Genomic DNA, 14,085 nt, shown 5'->3' with positions numbered 1-14,085 from the left:
GCCCACAAACACACACACGCAACGAGAGCCCCAACACGACACCACTCGGCCCGATAGCCGTGCCTGACCCGCAAGTTGGGCATTGACCGCGCCGCGGCAACTACGCCGTGGACCGTGCCGGACAACGCCGGGCGCGGATCAAGCCGTCGCCCCCGACAAAGGAACCCAGGCTCACCGAGGCGATCACGGATCGATGGCCCCAGACCCCGCCGTTCGGCGGTCAGTTCGACGACACAGTCCCGCATCTGACCATCGCTCAGGGGCAAGACGATGCCGTGCCGGCGGAAGCCGAGACCGACCTTCGCGACAGGCTTCCCGTCACCGCCAGCGTGTCGTCGGTCGATCTCCTGGTCCACGACGGAACACGGTGGCAGCAGCGGGCGTCGTTCACGCTCCGCTGATCCCGCTGCTGGTCATCAGCCAGCCGCGCGCCTGCGGGCGACGTAGACCGTGTTGGCCGCACTCCCGCCTTGGAGCGGATTGTCGAAATCGACCACGTGCGCAGCACTCTCCACGAAGACCTCCGCCAGCACCGAGCCGAACTCTTCGTCCGGCGGATCGTTCGACCACAGCGCGAACACACCCCCGGGACGCAATAGCCCGGCCAGCGCGGTCAGACCGGCCGGCCGGTAGAACGCGGCATGGCCGGGATGCAGCACATGGCGCGGTGAATGGTCCACGTCCAGCAGGATCGCGTGGAAACGGCGACCAGGAGTCTCGGGGTCCACACCGGGCGGGGCCGCACCGACGGCGCCGCCGGCCGTACCCCCCGCAGGCACCGGTCCGCCCGCCGCCGCGCTCTGCGCAGCCATCGCGAAGAAGTCCCCGTGCACCAGCCGGCACCGGGGGTCCGACACCAGTCCCGCACCCAGCGGTACGAGCCCGCGCCGATGCCAGTCGATCACCTCTGCCAGGACGTCGACGACGATCAGCGAGCGCACCCGCGGATCATCCAGCGCCGCCCGGGCCGTATACCCGAGACCCAGCCCGCCCACCGCAACATCAAGCGGGCCCCCACGCAACTCCGCCAGCCCCAAACGGGCCAGCGCAACCTCCCCCGCCGTGAACAGGCTCGACATCAGATACTCGTCGCCGAGCTTGACCTCATACACCTCCTCCCCCGACACCGGCTCCAACCGACGACGCAGACTGATCTCACCCATCGGCGTCCGCCGCCAATCAATCTCCTCAAAACGTGCGCTCATCCAGTGCCCTTCTCCGCCACCACGCGCGGGAATGGGGGCCGCCCCCATTCCCGCACCCGACCGGCCCCTTCACCATCTCGCCGCCACTGTGCCCCGCCCCGAGCAACTGTCCACACACACCGCACGACACGCCCCCAGGACGCCCCGAGCGCTCTCGGACCATGCCCGGCAGCACATAACGACCGACAGACGGAAAACACTGAAACACCCACGCAGCCGACTCACCACCAAGAAACACCCGCTGCCGGCCGGGACGCCCACCAGCCCTCGACAACCTCCAATACCACCACCGCACTCCCCTCGAGCCGTGCCTCAGCACGAGCAAGCAAAACCGCACCGTCACCACGCGACAGCCGACGTCGACCATCCCAACGGCCCGCAGACAAGACAGCCCGTCACGGCGCCATGGAAAAGGTGTCTTCGGCCCAGTCGGCGAACGACGTCCAGCGCACATCGGGATGGGCGGCGTGCAGCGCCGACAGGTCGACGCGGTAGCCGGGGCCACGCAGGAACGTCCACATCGCCCGCATGTCCTCGTTGCCGATCTCGTTGAGCTGCACTTCGTTGTGGCGAACGGACCCACCGAGTGCCGTGCCCAACGCGGCTGCCATGTCACCGGGCGTGGGGGCGTCACTGGCGAGCTCGATACGCTGTCCGACAAACGCGTCCGGTGCGGCAAAAACGGCGGCGGTGAACTCGCCCAGATCGGGGCGTGCCAATTGCTGCAGCGGACGGTCCGGTGGCAGAGGCAGATCGAGCACCCCCTGGCGGATTCGGTCCTCGCCGCCGAGGGCGTTGTCGAAGAAGTAGGTGGGCCCCAGGATCGTGTAGGGCAGCTCGCCTGCGGCCAGTTCCCGTTCAATGACAGCCTTGGTCTCGAAATGCGGCACGCCAGTGTCCTGGTCGGCACCTGCGACGGAACTGAAGACCAGATGTGGCACACGGGCATCATGGGCGGCGGTGAGAATGCTCCGGCCCTGCGCGATCTCGGCGGCCGGTCCTGACTCGAAGGGCGTGGTCATCGCAAACACACCGGCTACTCCCCGCATGGCCAAGGCCAGGGATTCGCGGTCCATGAGATCTCCGCCCACAACCTCAACGTTACGGGCGGCCAGGCGCCGGGCCGAAGCCGATTGAGGGTTGCGGACCAGGCCGCGGACGGCGGTACCGCGGGACAGCAACGCGCTGACGACGGCGCCGCCCTGTCCCCCGGTCGCCCCCAGCACCAGTACCGGTTGGTCAACATTCATGATGAACTCCTTCCGATCGGCCCCAAAGGGCCTCGCCGCCTCTGGCGAGACCAGGCCGCTGGATCACTCCTTGCGATCCGGGCGCACGGCTGCTCGTGGAGCATGCAAGCGTCCCGGTCCGGTGGCCGGTGAGGCGCGCCGGGTTGCCTGCCCGGTTGCCTGATTCTTCGACTGAGGGCAGCGTGGTCGGATATCGGCCAGTTCGTCCTGGGAGGAGTGTGCTGTGGCCGTGGTCTCCGATGGGGCGTCGCGGATGATGTGGCCGCGGCTGCGAGTCGCCGACTGGACCGAGACCCGGGACACACTGCACATGTGGACCCAGATCGTCGGCAAGATTCGGCTGGCCCACGCGCCCCTGGTCAATCACTGGTGGCAGGTCACCTTGTATGTCAGCCCGCGCGGCCTGAGCACGTCGGCGATCCCCTACCGCTCAGGGGCCTTCGACATCGAGTTCGACTTCCTCGACCATCAGCTGCGTATCCGCAGCAGCGACGGCGCCAACCGCAGCGTTGCCCTGGCGCCGAGGCCGGTGGCCGACTTCTACCGCGACACGATGCAAGCCCTGAGTGAGCTGGGGATCGAGACGAAGATCCAGGCGTCTCCAAACGAGGTAGACCCGGCGATCCCCTTCGACGAAGACCACCAGCACACTTCCTACGACCCGAGAGCCGCGCAGCTCTTCTGGCGGCAGTTGCTGCAGGCCAACCGGGTGCTGGGGGAGTTCCGCTCGCACTTCGCCGGCAAGGTGAGCCCAGTGCACTTCTTCTGGGGCGCCATGGACCTGGCCTGCACGAGGTTCTCAGGACGGGCGGCTCCGCCCCATCCCGGCGGCGCCCCGAACTGCGGTGACTGGGTGATGGTGGAGGGCTACTCCCGCGAGTTGAGCAGCTGTGGTTTCTGGCCCGGCGGAGGTGAGGAGGGGGCCTTTTACTCGTACGCCTATCCCGAGCCGGACGGCTTCGCCGACCAGCCGGTCACCCCGGCCGACGCGTTCTACAACCCTGACCTCGGCCAGTTCCTTCTGCCGTACGAAGCGGTGCGTACTGCGGCCGACCCGGACCGGGCACTAGCTGATTTCCTGCACACGACCTATGAGGCTGCCGCGGAACACGGCGGCTGGGACCGGGCGGCGCTGGAAGTGGACCCGAACCGGTGGCGACAGCACCGGTAGACCATCACCCGGTGCGCATGCATCACAGACCGAAATGACCTGGTGGCAGCGGCGAACTGGCCCGGGGCGAGGCGGACGCGACCGTCACCGCGCAGGTCCACCCGTACGGGCCGGGCCCGGAGTGAGGCGACCCGCACCATCAACTCGCCTGCTACGGCACCGATACGTGTACACCGTACTGATGATGACGGGGCGCCGTCGGTCCTTAACCGCCGCAGGCAGAGCGGATCTTGTAAAACGTGCTCAGGTACTTCGAGTGGTAGGACGCGCTGGCAATCCGTACGAGCGCCTCATCGGCTGAGCGTAGCGACGACCCGGTCAGATTGGCACTGCCCGTGTAGACACGCGGTGTGGTGTCGCCGTTGTAGCCGCCGTCAATCAGGATCTGTTTGTTGTGCGGGCGGACGTCGATTCCCGGACCGTTCGGAATGCGGCACCTGCGGTACTGGATGCCGGCGGCGTTCAGCTTGTCGGTAATGGTGCTGTCGCTCTCGGCGTAGATGATGTCGACCCAGCAGCCCCTGCCGCGCAACTGGCCCAGCTTGTCCGCGACCTGGCGACGCGAGCCGTAGAAGCTGTGCATCACGATTCGGATGCCGGTCTGGTGCTGACGGCCGTCCGTGCCGGTGTAGGCGCAGCTGATCTCGTTCAGCGCGTTGACGACGGTGTCGGTAGCCGGGTTGTAGTAGGAGGTGTCACCGCGTGGGAAGAAGAAACCTCGGTAGGTCGAGCCGGTCGGTGTGGAGAAGTACACCTTGTTGTTGCCTCCGGCGAGAGTCCGCCCATAGCGGAGCTGCTCGTGATACGAGGCGTATGCGTCGTACACGGCGCTGTCGGTGAAGGTGACGGCGTCGTTGAAGGACTCGACCTTGTACCAGTCGGAGAGGTTGGAGGAGGTCTGGAAGACGACCTTCGAGTAGCTGGTGCCGTCGTCGAAGGGCCCGACCCTGGAGAAGACGAAGAACTTGTTGTGGTTGTAGGCCGGTTGGGGAGGGGCAACGCTCAGGCAGCCGCGCTGGACGTCGTCGACGCCGTCGGCGTCCTCGAACCTGTCGTCGCAGACGACGATCCAGGAGCGGGCGGCGTCATTGGTTCCGAGCCCGGCCTTGAGGGTCTGGTAGGGAGCGTTGGCGTACTCGGCGCCGTTGGCGCCAACGAGGGTCGAGTCGTCGACGATGAGCTTGACGTTGACGCCGCGCTGGTGGGCGGCTAGCAGCGCATTGGCGACCTCTTGGTCGTTGAACTCGTACACCGAGCCGCGGATCTGCGCCCCGGCGGGCGTCGCGTCGATCAGCTGGACGAGCTGAGTGAAGATTGCCTTCTGCTGCGCCGCCGTGCCCAGCGGGTCATTGAATACGGGCCCGTTGACGACCGGCTTGGCCAGTGCAGCGGCGGGTGTGGCGCTGCCGAGGAGTAGCGCGGCCACCAGGGACAAGACAGCGACGGCGGTGGCCGGCAGCGTACGGAGGTGCCATGCCAGATGCGGGCGCGCAGTCGATCGGGGCGAACTCGGCATTCCCCGAGGTGAGCGAAACCGGCAGTTCGGGCACAAATCCCGTGGTCGGTCGGCGAGGGGCATGGTAGAGGCGGGCAGAAAGATCACGGAACCGAGCTTTCCTTGCCGCGCTCAGAGCGTCTCCAACTGGATGTCAAATTCATCCGGATGGCGCACAGTAAGAACGGCTGACTCGATGGAGTCGATCGGTGCTGGAGGGTGCAGCGGCTGAGTAGGTGCGGAAGCCTTACGCAGGTGCTCTGCTCATGCCATGTCAGCCAGTAGGCTCCAGAGGCCCGCCTCTGAACAGCAGTGGCAGCAAAGCATCCTGGAGTACTCGCCGACATGCGCGGACGACCCAGCCACGAACCCGGCACTCCTCGCATGTCGAGACACGACTGGTGGGGCATCGTGCTTGAGGCCCCCAATCCGCAGGCGCTTGCACGCTTTTACTCAGAGCTGCTGGGCTGGGAGATCGCCAAGGAAGACTCTGACGGGGCGGCAATCACGCCGCCGGAAGGCGTGGCCTACATCGCCTTCCAGCTCTCGGAGGGATACGTCCCTCCGGCCTGGCCCGCTCAGGAGGGCGCTCAGCGGATCACGATGCATCTCGACTTCGAAGTTGCAGACCTGGCGGCAGCCGAGGCGCACGCACTCGAACTGGGCGCGCGGGAAGCCGACCACCAGCCGCAGGACAACGTCAAGGTGATGCTCGACCCGGCCGGTCACCCCTTCTGCCTCTACTGGGAGAGCAACAGCAGCTAGCACAGTGACTGGAGTTGCCGGTGGGTGATCAGGCAGCAGGCCGGCTCGAAGAACGCCTCGTGGATGTCGGCTCTGCGTTCCCGACGGATTCGGAGGCGTTTGAAGCCGTGCAGCCAGGCGAAGGTCCGTTCAACTACCCATGCGCAGGTTCCCAGTTCGCTGCCGTGCTGCGTGCCGCGGCGTGCGATCGCCGGCACGATGCCGAGGCGCGTACCTGGTCGCGGTAGATCTCGTGGTCGTAGCCGCGGTCGGCGAAAGAGTGAGTCGGGCCTGCGGCGTGGGTGGCCAACTCGGCCGCGGACGGCCGGAATCGCGTCGAGCAGGGGCATCAGCTGGGTGACGTCGTTGCGGATGCCGCCGGTCAGCAGGAGCGCGAGCGGGGTACCGTGCTCGTCTGTGATCAAGTGGTGTTTCGAGCCTGCCCGGCCCCGGTCGACCGGCGAGTAGCCGGTGTGCTTCCCCCTTTTAAGGCCCTGACGTGCGAGGAGTCGACCACGCAGCGGGACCAGTCCAGCCGTGCCGCGGCGTTGAGCTCGGTGAACACCAGGAGGGGCCGGGGTCGTTCGGATCAAGGTGGCATCCTGGCCTGCATGGCTGAACGGATCGATCCCTCGCTCGCCGATGCCGAACTGGCCGCCTTCATCAGGGCCGTTCGGCAGGACCCTGGTCTTCCCGCCCGTGCCGTGGGCGCGGCGGAGTTGCGGCGTGCACAACGACTCCGCGCTGACGCCCGGCCCCCGGGCCCCGAGATCGCCCACGTCGAGGATCTAACGGTCGGCTCGACTGCCGTGGGGGCCCGCCTCTACCGGCCTTCGGTGGCGTTACGGCCGCTGGTGGTGTTCCTTCATGGAGGGATGTGGACGATCGGCGATCTGGAGTCGCACGATCGGGTATGCCGCCGATTGGCGCTCAGGACCGATACGGCTGTGCTGAGCGTCGACTTCCGCCGGGCTCCGGAGCACCCGTGGCCGGCTGCCGTCGATGACTGCGTGGCCGCCATTCGGTGGGCAGCGGCCGGCGGAGGTTCCGGCACCAAGACCGGCGGCCCGACCGTCGTCATGGGTGACAGTTCCGGCGGGAACCTCGCTGCGCTCGCCTGCCTGCGCCTGCGCGATGAAGGCGGTCCGCTGCCGGCCGCGCAGATCCTGGTGTACCCCAACACCGATCTCACACTCTCCTGTCCCAGCGCGCGGTCGAAGGCCACAGGTTGGGGCCTGGCGGCCGACGACGTCGCATGGGGGGCCGAGCAATGGGTCCAAGACCCGTCCCGGCGCGCCGACCCCGAGGTCAGCCCGCTGTATGCCGCAGACCTCGGCGGGCTGCCGCCCACCGTTGTCATCACCGCGGAGCACGATCCACTTCGGGATGAGGGCGACGCCTACGCCGCCCGGCTGGCCGCCGCGGACGTTCCGGTCAGACACCGCCGCGAGGCCGGAATGGTCCACGGATTCCTCACCCTCGATACCCTCTCTCCCGCCGCCGCAGCGGCGGGAGACCGAGTCTTCGCGGAAGTCACCGACCTGCTCGACCACGTCAACTGACGCTTCGTCAAGCAACGGAGACCTCGGCCCGCTCGACCAGGACACCACACTCGAAACGAGTCCCGGCCCGGACCAGGGCCAGCCCGATGGCCCGTCCGCCTGCGCCTTTGGTGACCTTCGTGCGCAGGCGGACGGTCGCGAACGTCGACTCGATGGGGTTCGTGGTCCGCAGGTGGACCCAGAGCTCGGCCGGGAAGTCGTAGAACGCGAGGCGCTCGTCCTCGTCGTCGGTCACCTTCTTCACCGCCTTGGGGAACTTCACCCGGTACTGCTTACGGAGAGGAGGTGTGAAGCGGGCGATGGTGTGGTGCCACCCCGCCCGATCGCCGTCCTGGCAGGATGGCGACATGGAACGTGTGCTTGGAATCGGTGGTTACTTCATGCGGGCCGCCGACCCGGCGGCCCTGAGCGCCTGGTATCGCGATTGCCTGGGCCTGGACGCCGATGAGAACGGCCTGTGGCGTCAGGAAGCCGGGCTGACGGTGTTCGCGACGTTCGAGTCCGAGACCGACTACTTCGGGTCCCGCGCCCAGCAAACCATGCTCAACTTCCGGGTCCGCGACCTGGATGCGATGCTCGCGCAATTGCGCGCCAAGGGAGCGGACGTGGCCAAAGAAACGCAGGACATGGAGGGTGTCGGTCGATTCGGCTGGGTCACCGATCCTGAGGGCAATCGGATCGAGCTGTGGCAGTCCGCCTGACCGCGTCTTCACGCAGGCGGTGACGAGCTGGTGGACGACTAGAGCCCACGCTGTTGCGTTACGGGTCTGTGGGTTGGGGTCGTTTGATGAGGACGGCTTGGGCGCCCGTGCGGGTGGGCTGGGGCCAGGCGTGGTGTTCAGTCCGCTTGAGCCGGTAGTTGGACATCTTGCGTTTCACGACTCGGGGCTGGCTGCGGGGGCGTCTGGCGGGCAGGAGTCTTTCCAGGAGGTCCTCCTGAAGTAATCGCAGTGCTCTGACCAGAAGGTCAGGGGGAAAAACTGCCGGGCGTGACGGTCACACTGCGGCGGGCGGAACGCAAGGTTGTAACCGCCTCGCTCTCAGCGACCGCGCAACGATCTGGCCCGATACCCGCCCACCTGCCTAGGACGCACGCCATCCATGGCGGAGCCGCGCTGGGCCGATTGCGGGCCCCGGCACTTCAAATCCGCGACGCCGTAGAGGAGTTCGGCGCCGCGCTTGCCGACCACGCAGGGGAAGTCCGGGTCGTTGAGGCGTTGCCCAGCGCAGGACGGCGAGGGTGACGTCGGGCAGATACTTGTGCTGTACGGGCGGACAGCCCCGCGCCGATCGGTGCTCAGCCCCCTCCCAAGTCACGCCCGGATATGATTCCCTGCTGCATCGATGAACTGATTCACGATGCTTCGCGATGCTTGACCGCGATGGTGCAGATCAGAGACGTCTTCGGCATCTGAGACCTCGGCTGTTGTCCGAACAGCGGTGTCCGCCAGGGCGACGAGGACGGGGTCTTCGGCGACGAGCTTGACCTTGAAGTAAGCGTTCCAAGCCTCAGCGCGCAGTCGGTAGGACTCCTCGCGTATGGGGACGGGGTCCATGCCATCAGGGCTTTCCTGACGCCGATTCCAGCGATCATATTGGGCGCGCCGAAAGGACATGAGGGTCTCAGCGAAGTTGCTGTAGACAGCCAGCCGTTCCCTACGTAGCCACTCCTGGCGCGCGAACTGCTCGGTACGGTCGGCGAAGCGACGCTGAAACAAGTAGGTGGTGAGTGACCCGAGCAACGTGGCCACGACAGCGATAGCGCCAGTAACGATCCCCTGCATGCCCAATGGCATCACATCCAGCACATCGTGTGGAGGGTTGCGCTCTCGAGTGATCCGCAGGATGTCGTCGGACGCTCCCACCGACCACATCAGACACCCGAACACTCCTGGACAACAGCCGACTTCCGCGCCCACCTCACCGGCAAAACCCCTCGTCCGCGAGGAGAACGACACCCGTCCCCGCTGCCAACTCCGCGCCCCAGTAGCCGGGTTGAAGGAAGCACTCAGCCGACGTGCCGCAGAGTACTGCCGCACAAGGCCACAATGCCGATCTCGACCGTCATCCTCCGGCCACACACGCCAGCTCGCACTGGCACGACCTACCAGCTGCGCCAGGCGACTTCCCCCCACGGCGCGGCACCAGCTCTGTCTGAGCCGGCGCGGCGCGCCTGGGCCTCGGCGGTGCGGCGGTGGTCCGGGCCGAAGGAGGCCAGGCAGGCGTCATGGGCGGCCGCGGCTCGGGGGCGGGCCCCGCCCATGCGGGGACCAGGGCATCATCGGCATCGTCACCGCCAACCTGCCGGGACCATCCCCGCGCGTACGGGGAGCAGTCGAAGTGCGTCGACGTGATGTGCAGGACGCTGGGACCATCCCCGCGCGTACGGGGAGCAGGAGGGGTACCAACTGTGCGCACTGTGCGCTAAAGGACCATCCCCGCGCGTGCGGGTAGCAGCGTCTCGCCGCGCGAAAGAAGAAGGTCACCCACGTCGCGCACGCACCCGACACGCCGCCCGCGGACTCCATCGCCTGCGCTGCCTGATGCTGCTGGCCAGGCACGTCCTCGCCGACCCCAACCAGGCCGAGCACATCGACGCCCTCCTCTCCCGCTGCATCAGGCCAGGACGGCTCAAGCTTCTCCCGCTGGAACCACACTGATCGCGCTTGGGCCCCGGCGGCGGTCCGGGGTTGCTCCTTGGCCGAACTCCGTGCCGTGCTTCGGGGGCCGTCCGCCCTGCGGGAGAGGAGCGTGTGGAGGAGTTGCAGGATGCGAATGCTCAGCTCTACGAAGCGATCCGCTCGCACGCCGTGGTGGACCAGGCGATGGGCGTCGTCCTCGCGATAGGACAACTGACGCCGGAGCAAGGCTGGGCGGTCCTCAAAGATGTCTCCCAGCAGACGAACATCAAGCTGCGGCACGTTCCAGAATTGGTCATCGAATGGGCGCGGACGGGAGCCCTGTGCACCGACATCCGCTCAGAGCTGGAGCGGCAGGTCGCGTAGTACACCCCACCCAGCACACCGGCGCCCGAGCGTACCGAATCGGCATCCGACACAACACGGTCGGCAGAGCAGGAATCGCCCGGGGCTCAGTCGCGCCGTGACCACACCTCAGGCCCGCCGCCGTACCACTCGATGATCGGCAAGTTGGCCACATCGACCTCGTCAAGGCCTTCCCAGCCCGCACGCTGCAGCAGGTGTGTCAGTCCGCTCAGACTGTGCACCGCGCCCAAGAGGTTCCCGTCCACCCACACCCGGCGGCCTTCGTCCCTCGTGGGCGGGGAAATGGTCACGGAACGCTCGGTCATGCACACAGACTCACCCGCAGGCACGCGCTCCGCACCACCAGAGTGGCCCGCGGCTTCGTGGCAGGCGCGAGTACGAGCGCCCACGCCGCGGATGGTAGTTCCAAAGCGCGGGGCCTCGTGTCTGACGGCTTGAGTGGCAGAGGTTGCCTGCGTATCAGGGCGGTCACTACTTCCGCTTGTTCGGCGTGAACGGTCCGGTCTCGGGGGCCACGCATGCCTCGACGATGGTTTCCGCGCCGGCGGCTGAACCCTCCAAGCAGAGTTGGCCACCCTTGATGCGCAGGTCGAGAAAGAACCGCGTGGTCACACCGGACTGCTTGAGATCGTGGATGCGTTCGTCGATGTAGCCGAGGCCGTTCAGGACCTTCCTGACCGTGGCGGGGGTGGGGTCTTCCAGATACCAGAGCGCCTGGGCGATGCGCTCTTCATGGAGGGTGCTCGCGCACCAGTCGCGAGCGTCCAACTCCGCTTCCGGGCCCGTGGGGGCGCGGGGTGCTTCGAGGGCCTCAGTCGCAGGATCGTCGGTCGGCAGTGCTTTCGCCGGCAGGGCGTCCGAGGGGCACGACCGCGCAACCTGGTTCAACATCGCGGCGAAAGCCGCCTGTTGATCCGAGCTGTCCGACGCCTCGGTGCGCTGGGCGCCGACGGCTTCGGCAGGCTTGCCCTGCGGTCCGGCGGCACTTGTCTTCTCGGTGCCGCAGCCGGTGAGCGACAGAGCGACGAGAGCTGTTACCGCGACGGCGAGCCGCGGGCGGCGCGGGGAGCGGGCAAACGTGCTGGTCAGGGCAGGAAGTCGTGTCATGCGCACAGCCTCCGGTCAAGCCTCCCGCTGCACATGAGTACGCGTACTCAACAAGAACGGGTTCAGCGACCCAGAGCATGTGAGGCGGGCAGTGAGCACTCAAACTTCCACAACTCTGGATCGTGGTGAAGGAGTGGTCATGCCTCCTGTGTCAACGGCCATTTGTAATCCCCGGTGGCGGCCAGATGTCCCTTGCGCTCATGGCCGACTCGACGTCCCCGGTGGCGGCCAGATACTTCCCCGCCGTTCTGAGGGGTCGTTCACCTCAGAGGCATCACGCCCTTCCCGGTGGTGGCTTCGGTGAGCCGGAACGAATCACCCTGCGTGACCACGACGTGGGCATGGTGAAGGAGGCGGTCGACGGTCGCGGTGGCCAGGGTCTTCGGCATGATCTCGTCGAAGCCTGACGGGTGGAGGTTGGAACTCACGGCCAGTGCCCGCCGTTCGTAGGCGGCGTCGACCAGGCGGTAGAAGCCTTCGGCGGCGTCCGGTGAGACGGGCAGGAGCCCGATGTCGTCGACGATGATCAGGTCGGTGCGGATTCAGTCGCATCATCGCCCGGGCCAGGGAGTTGTCGGCGCGATGGCGGCGGACGAGGGCGCCGAGGTCTTCGATGGTGAACCAGGCGACGGTCAGGCCGGCTTCGACCGCGGTCTGTCCCAGCGCCTCCGTGAAGTGCGACTTTCCCGTGCCGCTTGGGCCGCAGATGCAGAGATTTTCCCGGCGTCCGACCCACTCCAGCGTCTTCAACGAGTCCTGGACCTGGCGGGTTATGGACGACTTGGTCTCGTCCCAGTCGCCGAACGTCTTGCCCGCGGGGAACCCGGCCCGCTTGCGGCGGGTTCGCAGGTTCGCGGCGTCCCGTCCGGCGGCCTCCTCGGCCAGCAGGACCCTCACGACCTCGGCGGGATCCCAGCGTTGGGCCTTGGCGGTGGGGATCAGATCGCTCAACGCCCGCCGCAGGTGCGGGAGTTTGAGCCGCTTGGTCAGCTCGATCGCCTCGGTCAGCGGATCGCCGTGGGCGCCGGAGATGGTGCGGATCGGGGTGGCCATCAGTGCTCGTCCTTGTCGTTCCACTTCGGCCGCGCGACGTTCAGCGGCGGCACGGTCGGCTTCACCGGCGCGGCGTTCAGCGGCACCCGGTTTTGGTGGGGCTCTCTGCCTGTAACGGCGGGCGCCTTGACCGCCGTCGCACTGCTCGGCTCTCGGGACCTGTTGAGGGCCCGGACCACCACGGTGACATCGATTCTCATCGATGAGGCGTGACCGCCACCCCGGATGTCGGCGTGAGGGTGTCTGCGGGATTTCCGGCTCCCCGGTTCTGTAACGGGGTCGTGGTCGTGCAGGACGCGGAACGATTGCGCTGGGAGGCTGCCAGTAGTCGGCCGCCGCCGCTTGCGCGGCGGCGGCCGGGCGCGAGGACTGCGCTCCCCCTCGCTGGAGTCCTGGCGCAGGGTCCCCCACGGCGCCGGCGTCGCGGGAGTCGCCCGTCGTCAGAGGGCGGTGGCTGGAGCCGTGTTTGTCGACGATGCGGCTCCAGCTGGCCCTCGGTATGAGCTTGTCGCGACCCGGGGCTGAATCCTGCGGGCGGGGCTCGGCCCGACTGCCATGTGCCTGAGGGTAAGGAGCGATCGGGATGATCGGAACCGGGCGAGGGCGGCCTGCGGGGGTTCGCCCCATCGCGAACGGCTCGTCAGGACGCGCCAGGGCCCGTCAGAACCCGCGCCGCATCTTCGCTGTGCGTATGCCGTGCTGGTCCGAGCCGGGGGTCAGGCTCGGTTTCGGCGCTGGATTCCGCTGTGTCGGCGGAGTCGGTCGGTATGACGGGTGAGGTCGTCGACGCGTGCGGCGAGGTCGGGGTGGCCGGATGCCAGGTACGGGTGCGTGTCCGTCAGTGGGGTGACGAGGGCGGCCGGGTCGTTGTCGGCGAGGGCGGCGGTGAGTGCGGCAAGGGGGATGCGGGCGGCGGCGGGCAGGTCGGTGAGTGCGGTGATCTGGCCGGCGAGCTGGCGCAGGGTGGCGGCGTTGGCGCGGGCCCAGGCGGTGACGGTACGGGCGGCGGCGCGGCGGTCGCGGGTGGCCTGTACCCGCTGCTCACCCGTGGATCCCGCATGGCCGGGGCGGACGCGCAGGTAGCGGCGTTCGGCGGCCTGGCGGCTGGAGACGCCGAGGGGGTGGGCGAGGTCGGCCCAGCTGGCGCCCGCTGCTCGGGCCTCTTCGATCAGGCCCGGCTCCCACTCGGCGAGTTGCTCGCGCGCTTCGCGCAGCAGCAGCAGCGCGGCGAGCGCCTGCTCGGAGCTGTTCTGGTCCGGCCCGGGGAGGGCGCCGTCCGGCATGGTCTGGGCGGTGTGCAGGGCCTCGTGGATTGTGTTCAGCGCCGCCGCGGCGGCGAGGAAAGACGCAGGCGTGAGACCGCGGGCGCGGGGGGCGGGCTGATCGTCCCTGGTCATCGGGCCTCCACCTATTGTCGTCATCTCGTTGACTATCGACTTGTCATCGCTTGGATGACATGTTACAACGATGGCAGGTGAACGCATTGGCAGTGC

The 14,085-nt window shown here is 67.6% G+C and carries 15 protein-coding genes and 2 pseudogenes; 6 read left to right on the top strand and 11 right to left on the bottom strand.

Annotated features, from left to right (window positions below; translation table 11 throughout):
- Window positions 1-107 precede the first annotated feature (107 nt).
- A complete protein-coding gene (locus tag AB5J53_RS47760; protein WP_369251959.1) occupies window positions 108-401 on the top strand; it encodes a 2'-5' RNA ligase family protein in 294 nt (97 codons plus the stop codon).
- Window positions 402-416: 15 nt separating this feature from the next.
- Here AB5J53_RS47760 and AB5J53_RS47755 read toward each other — a convergent pair whose 3' ends face one another.
- Together AB5J53_RS47755 and AB5J53_RS47750 are read right to left on the bottom strand one after the other, a co-directional pair.
- Entirely contained in the window at window positions 417-1,205 is a 789-nt protein-coding gene (locus AB5J53_RS47755; RefSeq protein ID WP_369251957.1) for a spermidine synthase, read from the bottom strand.
- A gap of 395 nt (window positions 1,206-1,600) precedes the next feature.
- Window positions 1,601-2,455: an NmrA/HSCARG family protein gene (locus AB5J53_RS47750; RefSeq protein WP_369251955.1), complete on the bottom strand. Its 855-nt coding sequence runs from the start codon at window positions 2,453-2,455 to the stop codon at window positions 1,601-1,603.
- Between the two features lie 253 nt (window positions 2,456-2,708).
- On the opposite strand from AB5J53_RS47750, the gene AB5J53_RS47745 reads away from it, so the two are divergent.
- Window positions 2,709-3,626, top strand: coding sequence for a DUF5996 family protein (locus AB5J53_RS47745; protein WP_369252925.1), 918 nt, complete (start codon window positions 2,709-2,711; stop codon window positions 3,624-3,626).
- A gap of 205 nt (window positions 3,627-3,831) precedes the next feature.
- Here the strand turns inward: AB5J53_RS47745 and AB5J53_RS47740 are convergent, their stop codons facing one another.
- Window positions 3,832-5,052: a phosphatidylserine/phosphatidylglycerophosphate/cardiolipin synthase family protein gene (locus AB5J53_RS47740; protein ID WP_369251953.1), complete on the bottom strand. Its 1,221-nt coding sequence runs from the start codon at window positions 5,050-5,052 to the stop codon at window positions 3,832-3,834.
- A gap of 453 nt (window positions 5,053-5,505) precedes the next feature.
- Here AB5J53_RS47740 and AB5J53_RS47735 point away from each other — a divergent pair, with 453 nt between their 5' ends.
- Window positions 5,506-5,886, top strand: a complete 381-nt coding sequence (locus tag AB5J53_RS47735; RefSeq protein ID WP_369251951.1) for a VOC family protein — start codon at window positions 5,506-5,508, stop codon at window positions 5,884-5,886.
- On the opposite strand, the gene AB5J53_RS47730 is transcribed toward AB5J53_RS47735, so the two are convergent.
- Complete coding sequence (locus AB5J53_RS47730) at window positions 5,883-6,458, bottom strand: transposase (RefSeq protein WP_369251949.1); 576 nt, start codon at window positions 6,456-6,458, stop codon at window positions 5,883-5,885. The genes AB5J53_RS47735 and AB5J53_RS47730 overlap by 4 nt on opposite strands.
- A gap of 18 nt (window positions 6,459-6,476) precedes the next feature.
- On the opposite strand from AB5J53_RS47730, the gene AB5J53_RS47725 reads away from it, so the two are divergent.
- A complete protein-coding gene (locus AB5J53_RS47725; protein ID WP_369251947.1) occupies window positions 6,477-7,427 on the top strand; it encodes an alpha/beta hydrolase in 951 nt (316 codons plus the stop codon).
- 7 nt (window positions 7,428-7,434) lie between these two features.
- Here the strand turns inward: AB5J53_RS47725 and AB5J53_RS47720 are convergent.
- A pseudogene (locus AB5J53_RS47720) lies at window positions 7,435-7,692 on the bottom strand (transposase); the annotation flags it as partial.
- An 82-nt stretch (window positions 7,693-7,774) separates the two neighbouring features.
- On the opposite strand from AB5J53_RS47720, the gene AB5J53_RS47715 reads away from it, so the two are divergent.
- The gene (locus AB5J53_RS47715; RefSeq protein WP_369251945.1) at window positions 7,775-8,128 is read left to right on the top strand and encodes a VOC family protein; all 354 of its coding nucleotides are present in this window, start codon (window positions 7,775-7,777) and stop codon (window positions 8,126-8,128) included.
- Window positions 8,129-8,740: 612 nt separating this feature from the next.
- Here AB5J53_RS47715 and AB5J53_RS47710 read toward each other — a convergent pair.
- On the bottom strand, window positions 8,741-9,292 hold the full coding sequence (locus AB5J53_RS47710) for a hypothetical protein (RefSeq protein WP_369251943.1): 552 nt from the start codon (window positions 9,290-9,292) through the stop codon (window positions 8,741-8,743).
- A gap of 888 nt (window positions 9,293-10,180) precedes the next feature.
- On the opposite strand from AB5J53_RS47710, the gene AB5J53_RS47705 reads away from it, so the two are divergent.
- Window positions 10,181-10,432: an ANTAR domain-containing protein gene (locus AB5J53_RS47705; RefSeq protein ID WP_369251941.1), complete on the top strand. Its 252-nt coding sequence runs from the start codon at window positions 10,181-10,183 to the stop codon at window positions 10,430-10,432.
- Window positions 10,433-10,518: 86 nt separating this feature from the next.
- On the opposite strand, the gene AB5J53_RS47700 is transcribed toward AB5J53_RS47705, so the two are convergent.
- The 5 genes and pseudogenes from AB5J53_RS47700 to AB5J53_RS47680 form a co-directional block, all read right to left on the bottom strand.
- A complete protein-coding gene (locus AB5J53_RS47700; RefSeq protein ID WP_369251939.1) occupies window positions 10,519-10,737 on the bottom strand; it encodes a hypothetical protein in 219 nt (72 codons plus the stop codon).
- A 166-nt stretch (window positions 10,738-10,903) separates the two neighbouring features.
- Window positions 10,904-11,539, bottom strand: coding sequence for a hypothetical protein (locus tag AB5J53_RS47695; protein ID WP_369251937.1), 636 nt, complete (start codon window positions 11,537-11,539; stop codon window positions 10,904-10,906).
- A gap of 260 nt (window positions 11,540-11,799) precedes the next feature.
- Window positions 11,800-12,592: pseudogene (gene istB, locus AB5J53_RS47690) on the bottom strand (IS21-like element helper ATPase IstB).
- On the bottom strand, window positions 12,592-12,792 hold the full coding sequence (locus tag AB5J53_RS47685) for a hypothetical protein (protein WP_369251935.1): 201 nt from the start codon (window positions 12,790-12,792) through the stop codon (window positions 12,592-12,594). Before AB5J53_RS47685 ends, istB begins: the two are co-directional and overlap by 1 nt.
- 516 nt (window positions 12,793-13,308) lie before the next feature.
- Complete coding sequence (locus AB5J53_RS47680) at window positions 13,309-13,989, bottom strand: type III effector protein (RefSeq protein WP_369251933.1); 681 nt, start codon at window positions 13,987-13,989, stop codon at window positions 13,309-13,311.
- Window positions 13,990-14,085 lie beyond the last annotated feature (96 nt).

It is taken from the genome of Streptomyces sp. R41, from assembly GCF_041053055.1.
Lineage (GTDB): Bacteria > Actinomycetota > Actinomycetes > Streptomycetales > Streptomycetaceae > Streptomyces.
The sequence above is the reverse complement of the archived record's forward strand: the minus strand, read 5'-3'. Positions and strand labels throughout refer to the sequence as shown.

Excerpts from the sequence above, each read along its gene's own strand:
- AB5J53_RS47700 (WP_369251939.1), bottom strand. The coding sequence starts at position 10,737 with ATGACCGAGCGTTCCGTGACCATTTCCCCGCCCACGAGGGACGAAGGC.
- AB5J53_RS47745 (WP_369252925.1), top strand. The coding sequence starts at position 2,709 with ATGATGTGGCCGCGGCTGCGAGTCGCCGACTGGACCGAGACCCGGGAC.
- AB5J53_RS47715 (WP_369251945.1), top strand. The coding sequence starts at position 7,775 with ATGGAACGTGTGCTTGGAATCGGTGGTTACTTCATGCGGGCCGCCGAC.
- AB5J53_RS47685 (WP_369251935.1), bottom strand. The coding sequence starts at position 12,792 with ATGAGAATCGATGTCACCGTGGTGGTCCGGGCCCTCAACAGGTCCCGA.
- AB5J53_RS47680 (WP_369251933.1), bottom strand. The coding sequence starts at position 13,989 with ATGACCAGGGACGATCAGCCCGCCCCCCGCGCCCGCGGTCTCACGCCT.
- AB5J53_RS47750 (WP_369251955.1), bottom strand. The coding sequence starts at position 2,455 with ATGAATGTTGACCAACCGGTACTGGTGCTGGGGGCGACCGGGGGACAG.
- AB5J53_RS47725 (WP_369251947.1), top strand. The coding sequence starts at position 6,477 with ATGGCTGAACGGATCGATCCCTCGCTCGCCGATGCCGAACTGGCCGCC.
- AB5J53_RS47755 (WP_369251957.1), bottom strand. The coding sequence starts at position 1,205 with ATGAGCGCACGTTTTGAGGAGATTGATTGGCGGCGGACGCCGATGGGT.
- AB5J53_RS47695 (WP_369251937.1), bottom strand. The coding sequence starts at position 11,539 with ATGACACGACTTCCTGCCCTGACCAGCACGTTTGCCCGCTCCCCGCGC.
- AB5J53_RS47735 (WP_369251951.1), top strand. The coding sequence starts at position 5,506 with ATGTCGAGACACGACTGGTGGGGCATCGTGCTTGAGGCCCCCAATCCG.